Source organism: Exiguobacterium sp. s152, from assembly GCF_018618335.1.
Classification (GTDB): Bacteria; Bacillota; Bacilli; order Exiguobacteriales; family Exiguobacteriaceae; genus Exiguobacterium; species Exiguobacterium chiriqhucha.
Genome location: NZ_JACSLX010000005.1, coordinates 164,580 through 177,942, shown reverse-complemented (window position 1 = coordinate 177,942; position 13,363 = coordinate 164,580). Strand labels below are relative to the sequence as shown.

At 51.7% G+C, this 13,363-nt stretch carries 15 protein-coding genes; 9 read left to right on the top strand and 6 right to left on the bottom strand.

The window, feature by feature from the left end; all coding sequences use genetic code 11:
* Positions 1 to 214: 214 nt before the first annotated feature.
* Entirely contained in the window at positions 215 to 1,852 is a 1,638-nt protein-coding gene (locus KNP72_RS10940; protein WP_082665790.1) for an L-lactate permease, read from the bottom strand.
* A 49-nt stretch (positions 1,853 to 1,901) separates the two neighbouring features.
* A complete protein-coding gene (recX, locus tag KNP72_RS10935; protein WP_214719894.1) occupies positions 1,902 to 2,714 on the bottom strand; it encodes a recombination regulator RecX in 813 nt (270 codons plus the stop codon).
* A gap of 152 nt (positions 2,715 to 2,866) precedes the next feature.
* Here recX and KNP72_RS10930 point away from each other — a divergent pair, with 152 nt between their 5' ends.
* The 5 genes from KNP72_RS10930 (at position 2,867) to KNP72_RS10910 (ending at position 7,949) form a co-directional block, all read left to right on the top strand.
* On the top strand, positions 2,867 to 3,775 hold the full coding sequence (locus KNP72_RS10930) for a TIGR01777 family oxidoreductase (protein WP_214715452.1): 909 nt from the start codon (positions 2,867 to 2,869) through the stop codon (positions 3,773 to 3,775).
* A gap of 13 nt (positions 3,776 to 3,788) precedes the next feature.
* A complete protein-coding gene (locus tag KNP72_RS10925) occupies positions 3,789 to 4,940 on the top strand; it encodes an amidohydrolase (RefSeq protein ID WP_021067762.1) in 1,152 nt (383 codons plus the stop codon).
* A gap of 201 nt (positions 4,941 to 5,141) precedes the next feature.
* Positions 5,142 to 5,708 carry a GNAT family N-acetyltransferase gene (locus KNP72_RS10920; protein ID WP_021067763.1) on the top strand — a complete coding sequence of 189 codons (567 nt, stop codon included), beginning with the start codon at positions 5,142 to 5,144 and terminating at the stop codon, positions 5,706 to 5,708.
* Between the two features lie 169 nt (positions 5,709 to 5,877).
* Positions 5,878 to 6,567: a response regulator transcription factor gene (locus tag KNP72_RS10915; RefSeq protein WP_021067764.1), complete on the top strand. Its 690-nt coding sequence runs from the start codon at positions 5,878 to 5,880 to the stop codon at positions 6,565 to 6,567.
* Positions 6,564 to 7,949 carry a sensor histidine kinase gene (locus KNP72_RS10910; RefSeq protein ID WP_214715458.1) on the top strand — a complete coding sequence of 462 codons (1,386 nt, stop codon included), beginning with the start codon at positions 6,564 to 6,566 and terminating at the stop codon, positions 7,947 to 7,949. The genes KNP72_RS10915 and KNP72_RS10910 overlap by 4 nt, the downstream gene beginning before the upstream one ends.
* A gap of 30 nt (positions 7,950 to 7,979) precedes the next feature.
* Here the strand turns inward: KNP72_RS10910 and KNP72_RS10905 are convergent, their stop codons facing one another.
* Positions 7,980 to 8,267 (bottom strand): hypothetical protein, encoded by a 288-nt coding sequence (locus tag KNP72_RS10905; protein WP_214719892.1) that lies wholly within the window; start codon positions 8,265 to 8,267, stop codon positions 7,980 to 7,982.
* A gap of 121 nt (positions 8,268 to 8,388) precedes the next feature.
* Here KNP72_RS10905 and KNP72_RS10900 point away from each other — a divergent pair, with 121 nt between their 5' ends.
* Positions 8,389 to 8,604 carry a hypothetical protein gene (locus KNP72_RS10900; RefSeq protein ID WP_031200364.1) on the top strand — a complete coding sequence of 72 codons (216 nt, stop codon included), beginning with the start codon at positions 8,389 to 8,391 and terminating at the stop codon, positions 8,602 to 8,604.
* Between the two features lie 31 nt (positions 8,605 to 8,635).
* Here the strand turns inward: KNP72_RS10900 and KNP72_RS10895 are convergent, their stop codons facing one another.
* The 3 genes from KNP72_RS10895 to KNP72_RS10885 all read right to left on the bottom strand — a co-directional run bounded on the left by KNP72_RS10895 (position 8,636) and on the right by KNP72_RS10885 (position 10,722).
* The gene (locus KNP72_RS10895; RefSeq protein WP_021067768.1) at positions 8,636 to 9,043 is read right to left on the bottom strand and encodes a cytidine deaminase; all 408 of its coding nucleotides are present in this window, start codon (positions 9,041 to 9,043) and stop codon (positions 8,636 to 8,638) included.
* A gap of 96 nt (positions 9,044 to 9,139) precedes the next feature.
* Positions 9,140 to 10,516 (bottom strand): 23S rRNA (uracil(1939)-C(5))-methyltransferase RlmD, encoded by a 1,377-nt coding sequence (gene rlmD, locus KNP72_RS10890; RefSeq protein WP_214833245.1) that lies wholly within the window; start codon positions 10,514 to 10,516, stop codon positions 9,140 to 9,142.
* The gene (locus tag KNP72_RS10885; RefSeq protein WP_016510454.1) at positions 10,513 to 10,722 is read right to left on the bottom strand and encodes a hypothetical protein; all 210 of its coding nucleotides are present in this window, start codon (positions 10,720 to 10,722) and stop codon (positions 10,513 to 10,515) included. The genes rlmD and KNP72_RS10885 overlap by 4 nt, the downstream gene beginning before the upstream one ends.
* Before the next feature lie 85 nt (positions 10,723 to 10,807).
* On the opposite strand from KNP72_RS10885, the gene yfkAB reads away from it, so the two are divergent.
* Genes yfkAB through KNP72_RS10870 form a run of 3 tightly spaced genes read left to right on the top strand, consistent with a single transcriptional unit; the run spans position 10,808 to position 13,350 of the window.
* Complete coding sequence (gene yfkAB / locus KNP72_RS10880) at positions 10,808 to 11,914, top strand: radical SAM/CxCxxxxC motif protein YfkAB (protein WP_214833243.1); 1,107 nt, start codon at positions 10,808 to 10,810, stop codon at positions 11,912 to 11,914.
* Positions 11,915 to 11,967: 53 nt separating this feature from the next.
* On the top strand, positions 11,968 to 12,162 hold the full coding sequence (locus KNP72_RS10875) for a hypothetical protein (RefSeq protein ID WP_021067771.1): 195 nt from the start codon (positions 11,968 to 11,970) through the stop codon (positions 12,160 to 12,162).
* 45 nt (positions 12,163 to 12,207) lie between these two features.
* Complete coding sequence (locus tag KNP72_RS10870) at positions 12,208 to 13,350, top strand: MFS transporter (protein WP_214833241.1); 1,143 nt, start codon at positions 12,208 to 12,210, stop codon at positions 13,348 to 13,350.
* Positions 13,351 to 13,363 lie beyond the last annotated feature (13 nt).

Here is a 13,363-nt window from a genome sequence, read left to right as displayed (position 1 = left end):
TTGCATGGTCAGGGAAAGGACACTACCCCTATCCAGCTGCCAAATTACGCAGTCAAATACGAGTAGCCATATGATGTTGTGTGTGTGTGTTGTGGTGTTGGGATGTACTTCATCATGCTGGCTCCTCTCTGTTCATAGTTTGAAAATCTACTAAAACCTTAGCAGACTGTTCAGAAAATTGTCAATATTATTGTCGTAAATAATTTGTAACTTTTTACAAGAAGAATGCAGCGAGCATCAAACCGACAAGACCGGTCGCTGTCACGTAATAAATCATCGGCATGAGCGTATAGCGGATAATCGTTCCTTCTTTTCCGAGGAGCCCTGCCACCGAGGCGACTGCGACGACGTTCAAGACGCAAATCATGTTACCGGCGTTCGCCCCCGCCATCTGCATCGACAAGGCAAGTGTCTCGTTGACTCCAACCGACTCGGCGACATTCGTCGTTAAACTCGAGAACATCATGTTTGAGAACGTAGCCGAACCGGAAACGAACGCCCCGAGCGCCCCAATCCACGGTGCGACGAGCGGCCAGACGCCACCGAACGTGTCGGCCGCAGCCGTTGCGAGTTCGACCGGCATCGAAGCGAGACCTGCCCCACCGTTTTCCGAATGAATGAAAATCCGAACCATCGGTACTGAAGCAGCAAGCGTGATCGCCGTCCCGACGACACCGAGCGTCGTCGCTTTAAATACCGAGGTCACTTGCGACCAACTCATGTTATGGAGGAAGAACGTCGCAATCATCGTCAAGATGAACATGAAGCCTGGTGAATAGAACGGTTCCCACGATGTCGAGATGCCTTCGATACTCAAAATGTTCGGCAAATCGATGCGGACGCTACGCGTCAGTTCGTTCAAGAACGGCACGGTCCGCGTCAACACGAGGAAAATCGTTAAAATCAAGTAAGGCGCCCACGCTTTCCATTGCGGAAGCTCGCGTTTGCCTTTGCCGACGGACGGCTTCTCGAGCGGTTGATCGATTTCATCGGCATAACCGTCGAACGTCCATAACCGTTTCGGCATGAGGATGCCTTTGCGTGCCATCGTGACGAGAATGATGAGACCCGTCAGTGCACCAAGCATACCCCCGAACTCGAATCCGAGGATGAGTGTCCAGATGTAGGCCGGGATGCTATAGACGAGCGCCGCGACGATCGCGATCGGGAATACTTCGAGCGCCGGCTTAATCGATTTTTCTTTACTGAAGAATCGCGTCAGCATCAAGATTAAAATGAATGGGATAAAAAGACCAACGAACATATCGATGAGCACCGTCTGCAAGACGACGGTTGTCAAAAACTCAATCGTCTCGGGTTGGTTGACGTCAAGTGACAGCCCGTTCCCAATCCCGATTAAGGCCGGTGTCCCGACCGCACCGAACGTGACGGCCGATACGTCTGCCGACAAGGCGATGACAACGGCAGCGATCGGCGGGAATCCGAGTGCGATTAACAGTGGTGCCGCAACCGTGGCCGGTGTACCGAAACCAGATGCGCCTTCGATGAATGAGACGAACAACCAACCGACGATGAGCACTTGAATCCGGGGATCGGGCGTAATGTTGATGAAGCCGGAACGGATCGCGTTCATACCGCCGCCCTCTTTCATCGTATTCATCATTCCAATCGCACCGTAGACAATCCAGACTGTCGTAACGGCGATGACAAGTCCTTGTAGCGTCGCCGCCATGATCCGCGTCGCGTCGAGCTGCCAAACGAAGAACGCAAGTCCAGCCGTCAAGACGAGAGATAGTGGCATCGCAACCGACGCCGGTAAACGCATAATGACCAATAAGATGAGCACTGCTACAATCGGCATCAGTGCTGTAATCCATTCAAAAATCGTCAATGTAGACCCACCTTTTCAGATTTTTCCCCTACCGTAAACGCATCTCCCATTATGACTCTTGTTCAGCGAGCCTCTCTAACGCCCTCTCGATCACCTCATACGGAAAACCTTTGCGACGAAGCTGCATCTTCATCCGTTGTTTCCGCTCATATGGGGCGTACCCGCTAAACTTTCGATTCAGTTTCTCAGCCTGTGTCAGACAAGCTGAAAGTTCAACGTCCTCATCCTCGTTCTCCCAAAACGTGAGAATCGCCTCTGAAATGATATCAAACGAAAATCCCCTTTGCATCAGGGTTTGTTGAATTCTTTGTTGCACTTCTGTGGCGGAACGGCGATTTGTTTCCATTTGTTTCCGATTTACGAACTTTCCGGCCTTTTCAAGCTGGTCTTCGTGCGAGATGGCGGCGATGACGTCTTCGATAAGATCCGGAGCGATTTGAAGCTGAGCGAGTTCTCGTTTGATTTTGACGGGTCCGCTCGGGCTCGTATTGAACTTTGTCTGGGTGTAAGCTTTGGCGAACTCGGCATCGTTCAAATAGCGCTGTTCAATCAAGCGTTCAATGACGCGTTTGATGGCTGACTCATCTATTTCTTTCTTCACGAGGTAGTCACGCACCTCTGAGACGGCACGCATTCGATACGATAAATAGTTGACGGCCGCTTTATACGCTTTCTGCTCTTCTTCCGCTTGAAGGACGTCCCGGACGAAATCGTCTTCGAGTTCCATCCCTTTCGTCAATCCGTATTTGATGAAGACGTCGAGGTCGATGGCGAACGCGAACTCCTCACGTCCATCTTTTTCAACAAAGACGTTCAACCGGTCTTGATTTTTCTTTTGGGTCGTAAACTTTGTGATTTTCACAAAATCCCTCCATTTCCTGCTTCTAACATATCACGTTCCCCGTTCGGGCAGGATTTTTGATAAGTTAGAAGAAGGGGTATTATCTGTACAAGACATTCCTATAGTCCTCATACCCGTTTTGAAATCGCTTAAAGGATATTGGAGGGAGACCCATGAAAATAGCAATCACTGGTGGTACCGGATTGATTGGCCGACCGCTCGTACGCGCGCTCGCAGAAGCCGGACATCAAGTCGTCGTATTGACGCGCCACCCACGTCCGCGGCAAGGAGGGATCTCGTTCGTCGAATGGATGACGCCCGATAGTCATCCTGAATCCGAGCTTCAAGACGTCGATGCCATCGTCCATTTGGCAGGAGCCTCGATCAACGACGGACGTTGGACGCACAAACAAAAGCAAGCCATTCTTCAAAGTCGGATCGATGGGACGAAAGAAGTCGTCCGCATCATTAAAAATATGAAACGCAAGCCGAGCGTCGTCATCAGCGGGTCCGCCATCGGGATATACGGTGAAGATCGATCCATCACGTATTCGGAAGCGACACCGCTCCCCGACCGAACCAACTTTTTAGGCAACGTCTGCGTGTTGTGGGAGAAAGAGGCGCAACCCGTTCAAGACATGGGCATCCGTCTCGTTACGATGCGGACCGGTGTCGTCTTATCGAATGACGGCGGCGCCTTCCCACTCATGAAGTTGCCGTACACGCTTGGTGTCGGTGGACGACTCGGCTCCGGTAAGCAATGGGTGCCGTGGATTCATTTAGACGATCTCGTCCGTCTGTTCGTCCATATCCTCGAGACGAGTACAATCGAGGGACCCGTCAATGGCACGGCACCGACGCCTGTCACGATGGACGAATTCGGGAAGACGCTCGGCCGGGTGATGCATCGTCCCCACTGGGCACCCGCCCCAGCGCCGCTCCTCAAACTCGCACTCGGAGAGAAAAGCGTCATCGTCCTCGAAGGAGCGAAAGTCGTTCCGACGAAAGCCCTCAATCACGGTTTCCGGTTCCGCTACGAAACGTTAGAACCTGCCCTGAAACAACTACTTCATTTGACTTGAAAGGAGCCAGCACGTGAGTAATTTGTTAATTCGTAACGCCCATATCTATCCGATCACCGCACCACATTTTTACGGGGACCTTCGCGTCAAAGACGGCAAAATCGTCGAGATGGCGGACTTGTTGGACCCGCTCGACGGAGAGACGGTCATCGAAGCCGAAGGCAACTTCTTGTTCCCCGGCTTCATCGATGCCCACACCCATCTCGGACTGTATGACGAAGGGACGGGTTCAGTCGGGAACGATGCGAACGAGACCGTCGAGGCGATGACCCCGCACGCACGGGCCATCGATGGCGTCTATCCGCTCGATGAGGGCTTCCGGGAAGCGCTCATGGCCGGGGTGACAGCCGTCCAAGTCATGCCTGGCAGTATGAACGTCATCGGCGGTGTGACAAGTGTCATCAAAACCCATGGTCGCTTCATCGAGGACATGGTGCTCCGCCGCTATGCCGGCCTGAAACTCGCGCTCGGCGAGAACCCGAAGCGCGTCCACAGTATGGGGAAGTCCGGCGAGTTGACCCGGATGGGAATCATGGGCTTGTTGCGTGAAGCGTTCCGGACCGTTGATTCGACGAAGACGATCGGCACGTTCGGTAGCCAGATGATTCAACTGGCGCTCGATCGCAAGATGCCGATTCGTGTCCACGCCCACCGCGCCGACGATATTTTATCGGTCGTCCGCTTCGCACAAGAGTTCGACCTCGATTATCGGATTGAGCACTGTACGGAAGGACATCTCGTCGCCGAAAAGTTGCGCGAACTCGGTGTCAAACACGTCACCGTTGGACCGACGTTCACACGGAAGTCGAAAATCGAGCTCCAAAACAAGACGTGGGAGACGTATCGCATCTTACATGAGCACGATATGATCGTCTCCATCACGACGGACCATCCTTATACGCCGGTTCAATATTTGAATCTGTGCGCCGGTCTTGCTGCCCGCGAAGGACTTCCCGTCGACGTCGCGCTCCGCGCCATCACGATTCATCCGGCTGAATCGCTCGGAGTAGACGACCGCATCGGCTCGCTCGAAATCGGCAAAGATGCCGATCTTGTCCTATGGAGCCATTTCCCGCTCGACTACATGTCAAAGCCGATTATGACCATCGTCGACGGTCACATCGTTTACTCGACGAGCCGTTCGAAAACGCATCACGAGATGTGAGTGACACCAGTAGTGAAAGCGCTCTTATTATTTTTTTGTGAAGTTGCATTTTATTTACTTGCTTTTTTAAAAAAACTATATAAAATAATCTTGTAACTTCATAAAAGGGAGCAGCCAAGGCAAGTTCGAACAACGAAGCCAGAAGTATGCTTTCGTTACAACTATTCTTCAGCGGTCTGAAATAGGAGGAGGAATGTAAAGGTGCTCAAATTTCGTGAGCTTACCGACTGCGCGGAGTTGTTCGAACTGATGCAACACCCAGATGTCTTTCCATATGTCCGTCAAAAGACGGTCCACTTTGACGAGTTTTTATTTAGCACGAAGCAAATCATCGAGCTAGAAGAGCAAGGAAACATCATCTCACGTACCATCACGAACGAGTTTGGTACCCCAATCGGGACAATCAGCTTGTTCGATGTGGAATCCGGCTATGGATTCCTCGGGACGTGGCTTGGCAAACCGTATCACGGCAAAGGTTACAATCAAGTCGCGAAAGAAGCGTTTTTCTCAGAACTTTTCTTCGAACTTGACATTGAAAGTGTATTTTTGAAAATCCGTCAATCGAATGAGCGTTCAATCGCGGCGGCGGAAAAACTGCCGTACGCTTTCTGCGCCAATGAGATTCGGTCTGAATTACTAACTGAAATCAATCAAGGTGATGTCGAATACGTGCTGTATGAAGTGTCGAAGTCGAGTTTCCAACTTTACTTGCACTCACTCCATGCGCCTGAATTCGACCATACGTACGAAGCCCAGCTCGAAGCATAAGCCAATTCTGACAAAGAATTGGCTTTTTTGTGGCGTTTTTGTGTGGATTTCATGAGGACAACTTTACGACAATGAATATTTCTGTTCTAATTCGGAGAGATAGGTATGATAGAAGTATGAGGGAATTATCACACGTCCTCGTTAACCGTTTTGTAAAGGAGAATGCCCAATGTCAGAACCAACGTTTCGCATCTTAGTGACCGATGATGAAGAGCAAATGCGGGATTTACTCGTTTCGAACTTAGAGAAGGAAGGATACGAGACCGTCACAGCAACGAACGGTCTCGAGGCAATCGACTTATTGAAAGAACAGTCGTTCCACCTCGTGCTGCTCGACGTGATGATGCCTGAACTCGACGGCCTCACGGCATGCATGCGCATCCGTGAGTTCTCGAACGTGCCGATCATTATGCTAACGGCCCGCTCAGAAGAACTCGATCGCATCCACGGCTTGAAGATTGGCGCGGACGACTATATCACGAAGCCGTTCAGCCCCCGCGAGTTGCTCGCTCGAATCGAAGCGACGCTTCGTCGGACGCATAATTTCTCGAAAGAACAAGAAGCGACGTTCGATACCGGAGTCTTGTCCATCGATATCGATGGCCGTGCGGTCAGCGTGAAAGGCAAAACGGTCAACTTGACCCGGAAAGAGTTCGATTTGCTCTACTTGTTCATCACGAACGAAGAGAAAGTGTTCTCGCGTGAACAATTGCTCGACCAAATTTGGGGTACCGAGTATCACGGTAACCTCCGAACGGTCGACACCCATATCAAGACACTTCGTCTCAAGCTCGGCGAAGCGGGTGGCTACATCCAAACCGTCTGGGGGATCGGCTATAAGTTCGAGGCGACCGTATGAAGCAATACACGATCCGGAAGCGGATTTGGATCACCATCTGGACCGCAAGCCTCTTCTCCGCGTTCGTGTTCATCATCATGACGTTTTACTTGTATGACAAGTTTTATATTCAGACGCAAGAAGAACTGCTCATCAACCGCGGAGAGAAGCTCGTCACCATCTATAAGGCGGACGGCTTCTCTGACGCGTTTTCCGACAGTATGACGTACACGAACGAACTGACCGAGACGAAAGTGTTTCTCTCGTCCGTCCGGGAAGACAGTCTCGGATCGGGCAAGACGTTTTTACGGGAGCAGGACCTCGCCAAGTTGCAAGACGGCTATGCGATTTCTGTTACCCGCAAACACCCGACCGAAGACGTCGACATCCTCATGTCCGCCTTCCCGCTCATCCGAGACGGCGAACTCGATAATGCGCTCATCCTGTATATGGAGCTGAGTAAAATCAGTGAACCGTTCCAACCGATTCGGCTCATGATCACGTTCTTGCTCATCTTGATGATCGTGAACTTACTCATTTTCGGCACTCAGATTATCGATACAATCATCCAACCGCTGATTCAAATGAAACGAGCGTCCCAAGTGTATGCCAAAGGTGATTTCTCGCACCGCATCCCCATCTATTACGATGATGAGATTGGTGAGCTTGCCGAGACACTGAACCGGATGGCCGAATCGCTCGGTCTCGTCGAAGAACAACGGAAAGAGTTCTTGGCGAACGTGAGCCACGAATTGCGGACGCCACTGTCGTATATTCGTGGTTATACCGAGATGCTCCAAGACCCGTCGCTCGATGAGAAAACGAAAAATCAATATTATGAGATTATCGAGAACGAGACCGAACGGTTGCAACGACTCGTCAACGATTTGCTCGACTTGGCCCAACTCGAGCGTGATTCGTATCCGATGACGAAAGAACCAGTCGTCTATTCGCAAGTGCTCGAAGACGTTCTCTATCGCTTCGAGCCGATCGCGCGGGCGAAAGGCGTCACCATCGAGACGGACCTCGACTTCGACTTGATTATTCTCGGGGACCACGATCGACTCGAGCAAGTCGTCGGGAATTTGCTCGATAACGCGCTCCGCTATACGGAAGCCGGCAAATCGATTCATGTGAAGACGTATGCGACCGCGAACAATGCCGTCACCGAGATTCATGACGAAGGCCGGGGCATCCCGAAAGAAGACCTCGATCAGCTGACGAAACGATTCTATCGCGTCAATAAGTCACGGACACGCGAAGACGGCGGGACCGGACTCGGGCTCGCCATCGCCAAACATATTATGGAGCGCCACGGCGGCTCGATGCACTTCGCCTCAGAAGTCGGCAACGGGACGACCGTCACACTCACGCTCCCCCTTTTACCGGACGAAGATATTTAAAAAACAGACAGCCGCGATGGCTGTCTGTTTTTAGATGTCCTTCCCTTTATAGGCATCATCTGATTCATTCATGAGACGCTCCCGCTCAGCGTGCGTCTGCGGAAAGCCGTTCGCTTGCCACTCGGCCCGATAGTTCGAATCGAGCTGAGTGAGTCCAGCCTCCGCCTCATCTTTATCCGAGTCGACACTTTCCATGCGATCCATTTTGCTCCATGTATCCTCATCGCGGTCTTGCGTCAAGAGCGCTGCCACTTTTGGCGCGACGAGCGCAGCTCCGGCTACCCCGAGTACGATGCCCATCAATACTTTCTTATCCATCCGAATACCCCTCCTTAGTCACTATGTACCGATAATTCCACTGTTCCGCAAAATCGAAACCCATTTTCTAAAGCGTTTACACAATTTAACAGAGTGGAATAACAATCAACACAAGGAGGCGATGAGGATGAAGAAATCACAGAACCCGTCAAAGCGACCGTTCGATAATCCGGATGCTGTCGATACCGACAAGGAGAGCATCTTCGACCAGGAGGGCATGGAGACCGTCGACCCGATTCCGGTGGAAGAGCTGAACCAAAAAGTGAAGGATGAAAAACAGAAACGACACTCGAAGGACGACTCAGCCAGCGAGAAAAAATATGACGGCAACAAATAAAGATGCGGACGAATTCGTCCGCATCTTTATTTCACGTTAAATCTTTTGGCGAGAAGCCGTATGGTAGCATCTCTTCTTTTGTCATCACTTTCGTCTCTCCGGCCATGTTCGCGAGAATCAACGTAAAGTCGTCACTCGCAAACTCGGCAATGACTTGACGGCAAGCGCCACACGGCGAGATTGGGCCCGCTGTGTCTCCAACGACAACGACCGTCTCGATTGCCTTGCTGCCTTCCGATACCGCTTTAAAGATGGCGGTCCGTTCTGCACACATCGACAACCCGTACGAAGCGTTTTCGACGTTGCAACCTAAAATTTCTTTGCCGGTCTCATCAATGACGACGGCCCCGACATTGAATTTCGAATACGGTGTATAGGCACGCGAGCGTGCATCAATTGCTTTATGGACAAGCTCGTTCACTTTTTCTTGTGGGATCATCTGATGTTCCTCCGCTTCTTAACGTTTATCAAAAGAAGTCTGACATCTGAACTATAGTGTGAAAACACTGTTTTTGCAAGCGTTTTCACAACCCCGTCAATACTTTTTCTTTTTCTTCTTCTCGAAGACGACGATTGACTCGACGTGCGCCGTCTGTGGGAACATATCGTACGGCTGGATATAGTTGATTTTATAGTCGGCTTTCATGAGTTGGTCCGCATCCCGTGCGAGTGTCTGCGGGTTACATGACACGTAGACGATGCGTTTCGCTTTCGATGAGATCATTGCGTTAAGGAGCTGATGATCCACACCTGTGCGCGGCGGATCGACGACGATAACATCTGGAATCCAACCGTCCTTGACCCAGCGCGGAATCCAGTGCTCGGCCCGGCCTTCAACATAGGTTGCATGGCTGAACCCGTTCTCGCGCATGTGCGCATTCGCATCTTCGACTGCTTCTGGGACGACTTCCATCCCGCGAATCTCTTTTGCATGTGGCGCTAGCCATAGCCCGATTGAACCGACACCAGCGTACGCATCGATGACCCGTTCTTCACCCGTCAGTCCAGCCGCCTCGACGACTTCCCGATACATGACTTCCGTCTGGGCCGGATTGAGTTGGAAGAACGCACGCGGTGACAAGTGGTAATGGACGTCGTCAAGCTGTTCGTCCATCTTGTCTTGCCCGGCGATATGAACCGTGCGGTACCCGAAGATGACGCCTGAACGGTTCGAGTTAATATTCAAGTGGAACGACACGACGTTCGGCAACGCCATGATGCGGTCACTCAGTTCGTCCAAACGCGGGACATCTTCATTCCCGACGACGAGTACGACTTGAACGTCATCCGTCTTATAGCCCGAGCGGACGATGACGGTACGGGCAAAACCGACGTCACGGCGCGCATCGTATACTGGGATATCAAGTTCATTTAAAATACGGACGATGGCGTTGTTGATGTTCGTCGTGTCGCGTTGCTGCACCATGCAGTGTTCGATTGGCACGAGCTCATTCGTGTTCGGCTTGTAGAGCCCTGACACGATTTCACCGCGGCGCGTCGAGAGCGGGAATTGCGATTTGTTGCGGTAATACCAAGGTTTGTCCATCCCTTTCGTACCACGGATATCCGACTTGTCGACGTTCAATTTCGTCTTTTGACGGAACGCGTTGCGGACGATTTCTTCTTTATAATCCATCTGCAGGCTCGGACTCATATGTTGAATCTGGCAACCGCCACACTCGTCATAAATTGGACATGGTGGCTTGACCCGGTCCGGTGAATCATTGTCGCGCTTGATGACGCGTGCCTCGGCGTAGTTCCGCTCGACGCGCGTGATTTCAACTTTCGCCTTCTCTCCTGGCAATAAGTTCGGGATGAAGATGACCATACGATCAATCGTCGCGATGCCCTCTCCGTTAATGCCTAGCCGCTCGGCTTGGGCGCTTGTGTATTCTCCTACGATCAGTTTCAATGTGTTTCATCCTTTCGAGATACTTGTTCTAAATCTTTGGCGTAACGTACGACTTTCGCACGTAAGGAATCAATATCAGCTAACAATCGATGCAAATCCTCTGGCGTCGTGAATTCGTCCAACGTATTGACTGATAAGCACAGCAATTCCGTTCTCGATTTTAACACGTTCATTTTTCCTGCCGTATCTGTTCGTGATTTACCCATCTCGTGATCGCTCCTTTGGTTCGTGACAAAGAGTTGTTATTATAGCATACTATTTCGTGTGACTTGATGAAAAGGTGGAATTGATATGCAAAACATCTCGACAACGTTTGATCCGTGGGAAGCATACCTCGATCAAACCGAGTTCGGTCGCCTCGTCCTTTCGAATGTCGAAGTGACGACGACCAAGCTATGCAACATGCGCTGCGAACATTGCGCGGTCGGCTATATGCTCGACCAGACGGAAGAGCCCGAAGTCCCGCTCGAGCTACTCATCTCGCGTCTCGACGAGATCGAGCACTTGCGCGCGTTCTCGATTACGGGTGGCGAACCGATGCTGTCGATGAAGTCGGTGCGGAACTATGTCGTCCCTCTTCTGAAATACGCGAAGGAACGGGGAGCCCGCACGCAAATTAACTCGAACTTGACACTCCCGCTCGCTCGCTACCATCTTATTACCCCTTACCTCGACGTTTTGCACATTTCGCATAACTGGGGGACTGACGCCGACTTCTTAGAGGGCGGTTTCGCGATGATGGACCGGAAACCGAGCGCGGAGGCACGTTTGAAGATGCTTCAGGCGATGAAAGACAACGCCCGTGCGCTCACGGCCGAGGGTGTGATCGTATCGGCCGAGACGATGCTCAACAAACGGACGATTCCGCACTTGAAGGAAATCCATGAAGAAATCGTCGCACTCGGCTGTCAACGTCATGAAGTGCACCCCATGTACCCTGCCGATTTCGCAAGTGCGCTCGAGTCGGCATCACTCCCTGACACCCGCCAGGCCATTCACGACCTGCTCGACGTCCGGGACGAGAACGTGTGGATGCTGTTCGGGACGTTACCGTTTTATGCTTGCTCCGACTTGCCGGAAGACCGCGCTTTATTGAAGCGGCTCCACGAGGCGAAGAACGTCACCGTACGAAATGACCCGGATGGCCGCTCGCGCCTCAACACGAACATCTTCGACGGCCAAATCATCGTCACCGACTTCGGTGATGAGCTCGGCACGCTCGGGACGTTGTATGACACTTCGTTCCAGGACGCGTATGAAGCATGGACGAACAGCAGTTTGAACGCCACGCTGTCCTGCCACTGCCCGGCCGTGAAATGTCTCGGTCCGAACGCGCTCGTCAAGCAAGCGTATTATCCTGACGTGAACTTCCGAGAACGCGTGGCCGAACCGTTTTAATTGCTTCGATTCGGGAAATATTCATTATATAAACCGAATCGAGGTGTTTGAAGATGACTGCCATCTATGTATTTATGATCACCGTCATGGCCATCATCATTTTCGGTGGTGTGCTCAGCATCTTATTGACAGCCGCATTCGTTTCAGACAAAGTAGACCGTGATGAAGTATTCAGTCAAGGCAGTTGGGACGATGAACTCTTACACTTGAACCATGTACCCCAACCGATTGACGAGCCAAAAAGCTGAGACTCTTCTCAGCTTTTTACTATGCAATCAATGATGAGGTGAACTATGCAACGCTTTCGATTTTCGATTTTATTACTTGTCGTCTTTATCTCCGGCTTGATTCAAGGTGCGCTCATCCCGCTTTTGTCGACACTTATCGAACGGGATGGCAACCCGGCCTGGTTGAACGGGTTGAACGCGACCATGCTCTATCTCGGGGTCATCGTCTCCGCCCCGCTACTCGAACGGTTCGTCCGCAAGTACGGGTTTCGTCCGACCATCGTCCTTGGCATCATCTTGACGGCGCTCGCTACGTTCTTCTTGCCGCTCTGGCCGTCACTGCTCATGTGGGCGCTCATGCGTTTCGTCATCGGCTTCGGTGATTCAGCGCTCCATTACGGATCCCAAGTGTGGGTCACATCCGCGAGCGACAAGCGGAGCCTGGGTCGGGCAATGGCGTATTACGGGATGGCGTTCAGCCTCGGTTTCGCGGTCGGTCCGCTTATCGCGCCGCTCGTCGACCTTCACTTTTGGCTGCCGTTCCTCGTCTTAATCATCTTTTGTCTCGCATCCTTGTTCTTGATCTTCAAGGTTGACAATGAGTATCCTGAGGCCGAGAAAGTGAAGACCGACTCGAAAGGACGCATCCGACTCGTCCTCATCGGCGGCGGGTATACGCTCTTACCTGCTTTTACATATGGGTTCCTTGAAGCGAGCTTGAATGCCAACTTACCGATTTTCACAGTCCGCAACGATATCGGGCTCACGCAGACGAGTACGCTTATCACGACGTTCATCGTCACCTCGATTATCGTGCAATTACCGCTCGGTCGGCTCGCCGATCACTTCGGGAAAAAGCGGATCCTTCAAATCGTTTTAACACTCGGTACACTCGTCTTCGCGATCGCCAACCTGGCCGTCGATCATTATGCCTGGCTCCTCGTCTTGTTCGCACTCGCCGGCGCCGGGCTCGGCTCGACATATTCGCTCGGACTGGCCCATATGACGGAAGTATTGCCACGTTCGTTGTTACCGACCGGCAATATGCTCTATAGTATCTCCTTCAGCGTCGGTTCGATTAGCGGACCGATGATTGGCGCGTTTTGGATCGCATTACCAAAAGAAGTGTATTTCTTGATGTACGCGCTCATTCTTGGAATTTTGGCCGTCAGTTTGTTCACGGCGAAAGCCAAGCCAATTGACGTCTAAAAGGGAGGGTCTC

Coding starts and splice junctions, on each gene's coding strand:
- KNP72_RS10930 (WP_214715452.1), top strand. CDS start 2,867: ATGAAAATAGCAATCACTGGTGGTACCGGATTGATTGGCCGACCGCTC.
- KNP72_RS10915 (WP_021067764.1), top strand. CDS start 5,878: ATGTCAGAACCAACGTTTCGCATCTTAGTGACCGATGATGAAGAGCAA.
- KNP72_RS10910 (WP_214715458.1), top strand. CDS start 6,564: ATGAAGCAATACACGATCCGGAAGCGGATTTGGATCACCATCTGGACC.
- KNP72_RS10905 (WP_214719892.1), bottom strand. CDS start 8,267: ATGGATAAGAAAGTATTGATGGGCATCGTACTCGGGGTAGCCGGAGCT.
- KNP72_RS10900 (WP_031200364.1), top strand. CDS start 8,389: ATGAGGATGAAGAAATCACAGAACCCGTCAAAGCGACCGTTCGATAAT.
- KNP72_RS10895 (WP_021067768.1), bottom strand. CDS start 9,043: ATGATCCCACAAGAAAAAGTGAACGAGCTTGTCCATAAAGCAATTGAT.
- KNP72_RS10885 (WP_016510454.1), bottom strand. CDS start 10,722: ATGGGTAAATCACGAACAGATACGGCAGGAAAAATGAACGTGTTAAAA.
- yfkAB (WP_214833243.1), top strand. CDS start 10,808: ATGCAAAACATCTCGACAACGTTTGATCCGTGGGAAGCATACCTCGAT.
- KNP72_RS10875 (WP_021067771.1), top strand. CDS start 11,968: ATGACTGCCATCTATGTATTTATGATCACCGTCATGGCCATCATCATT.
- KNP72_RS10870 (WP_214833241.1), top strand. CDS start 12,208: ATGCAACGCTTTCGATTTTCGATTTTATTACTTGTCGTCTTTATCTCC.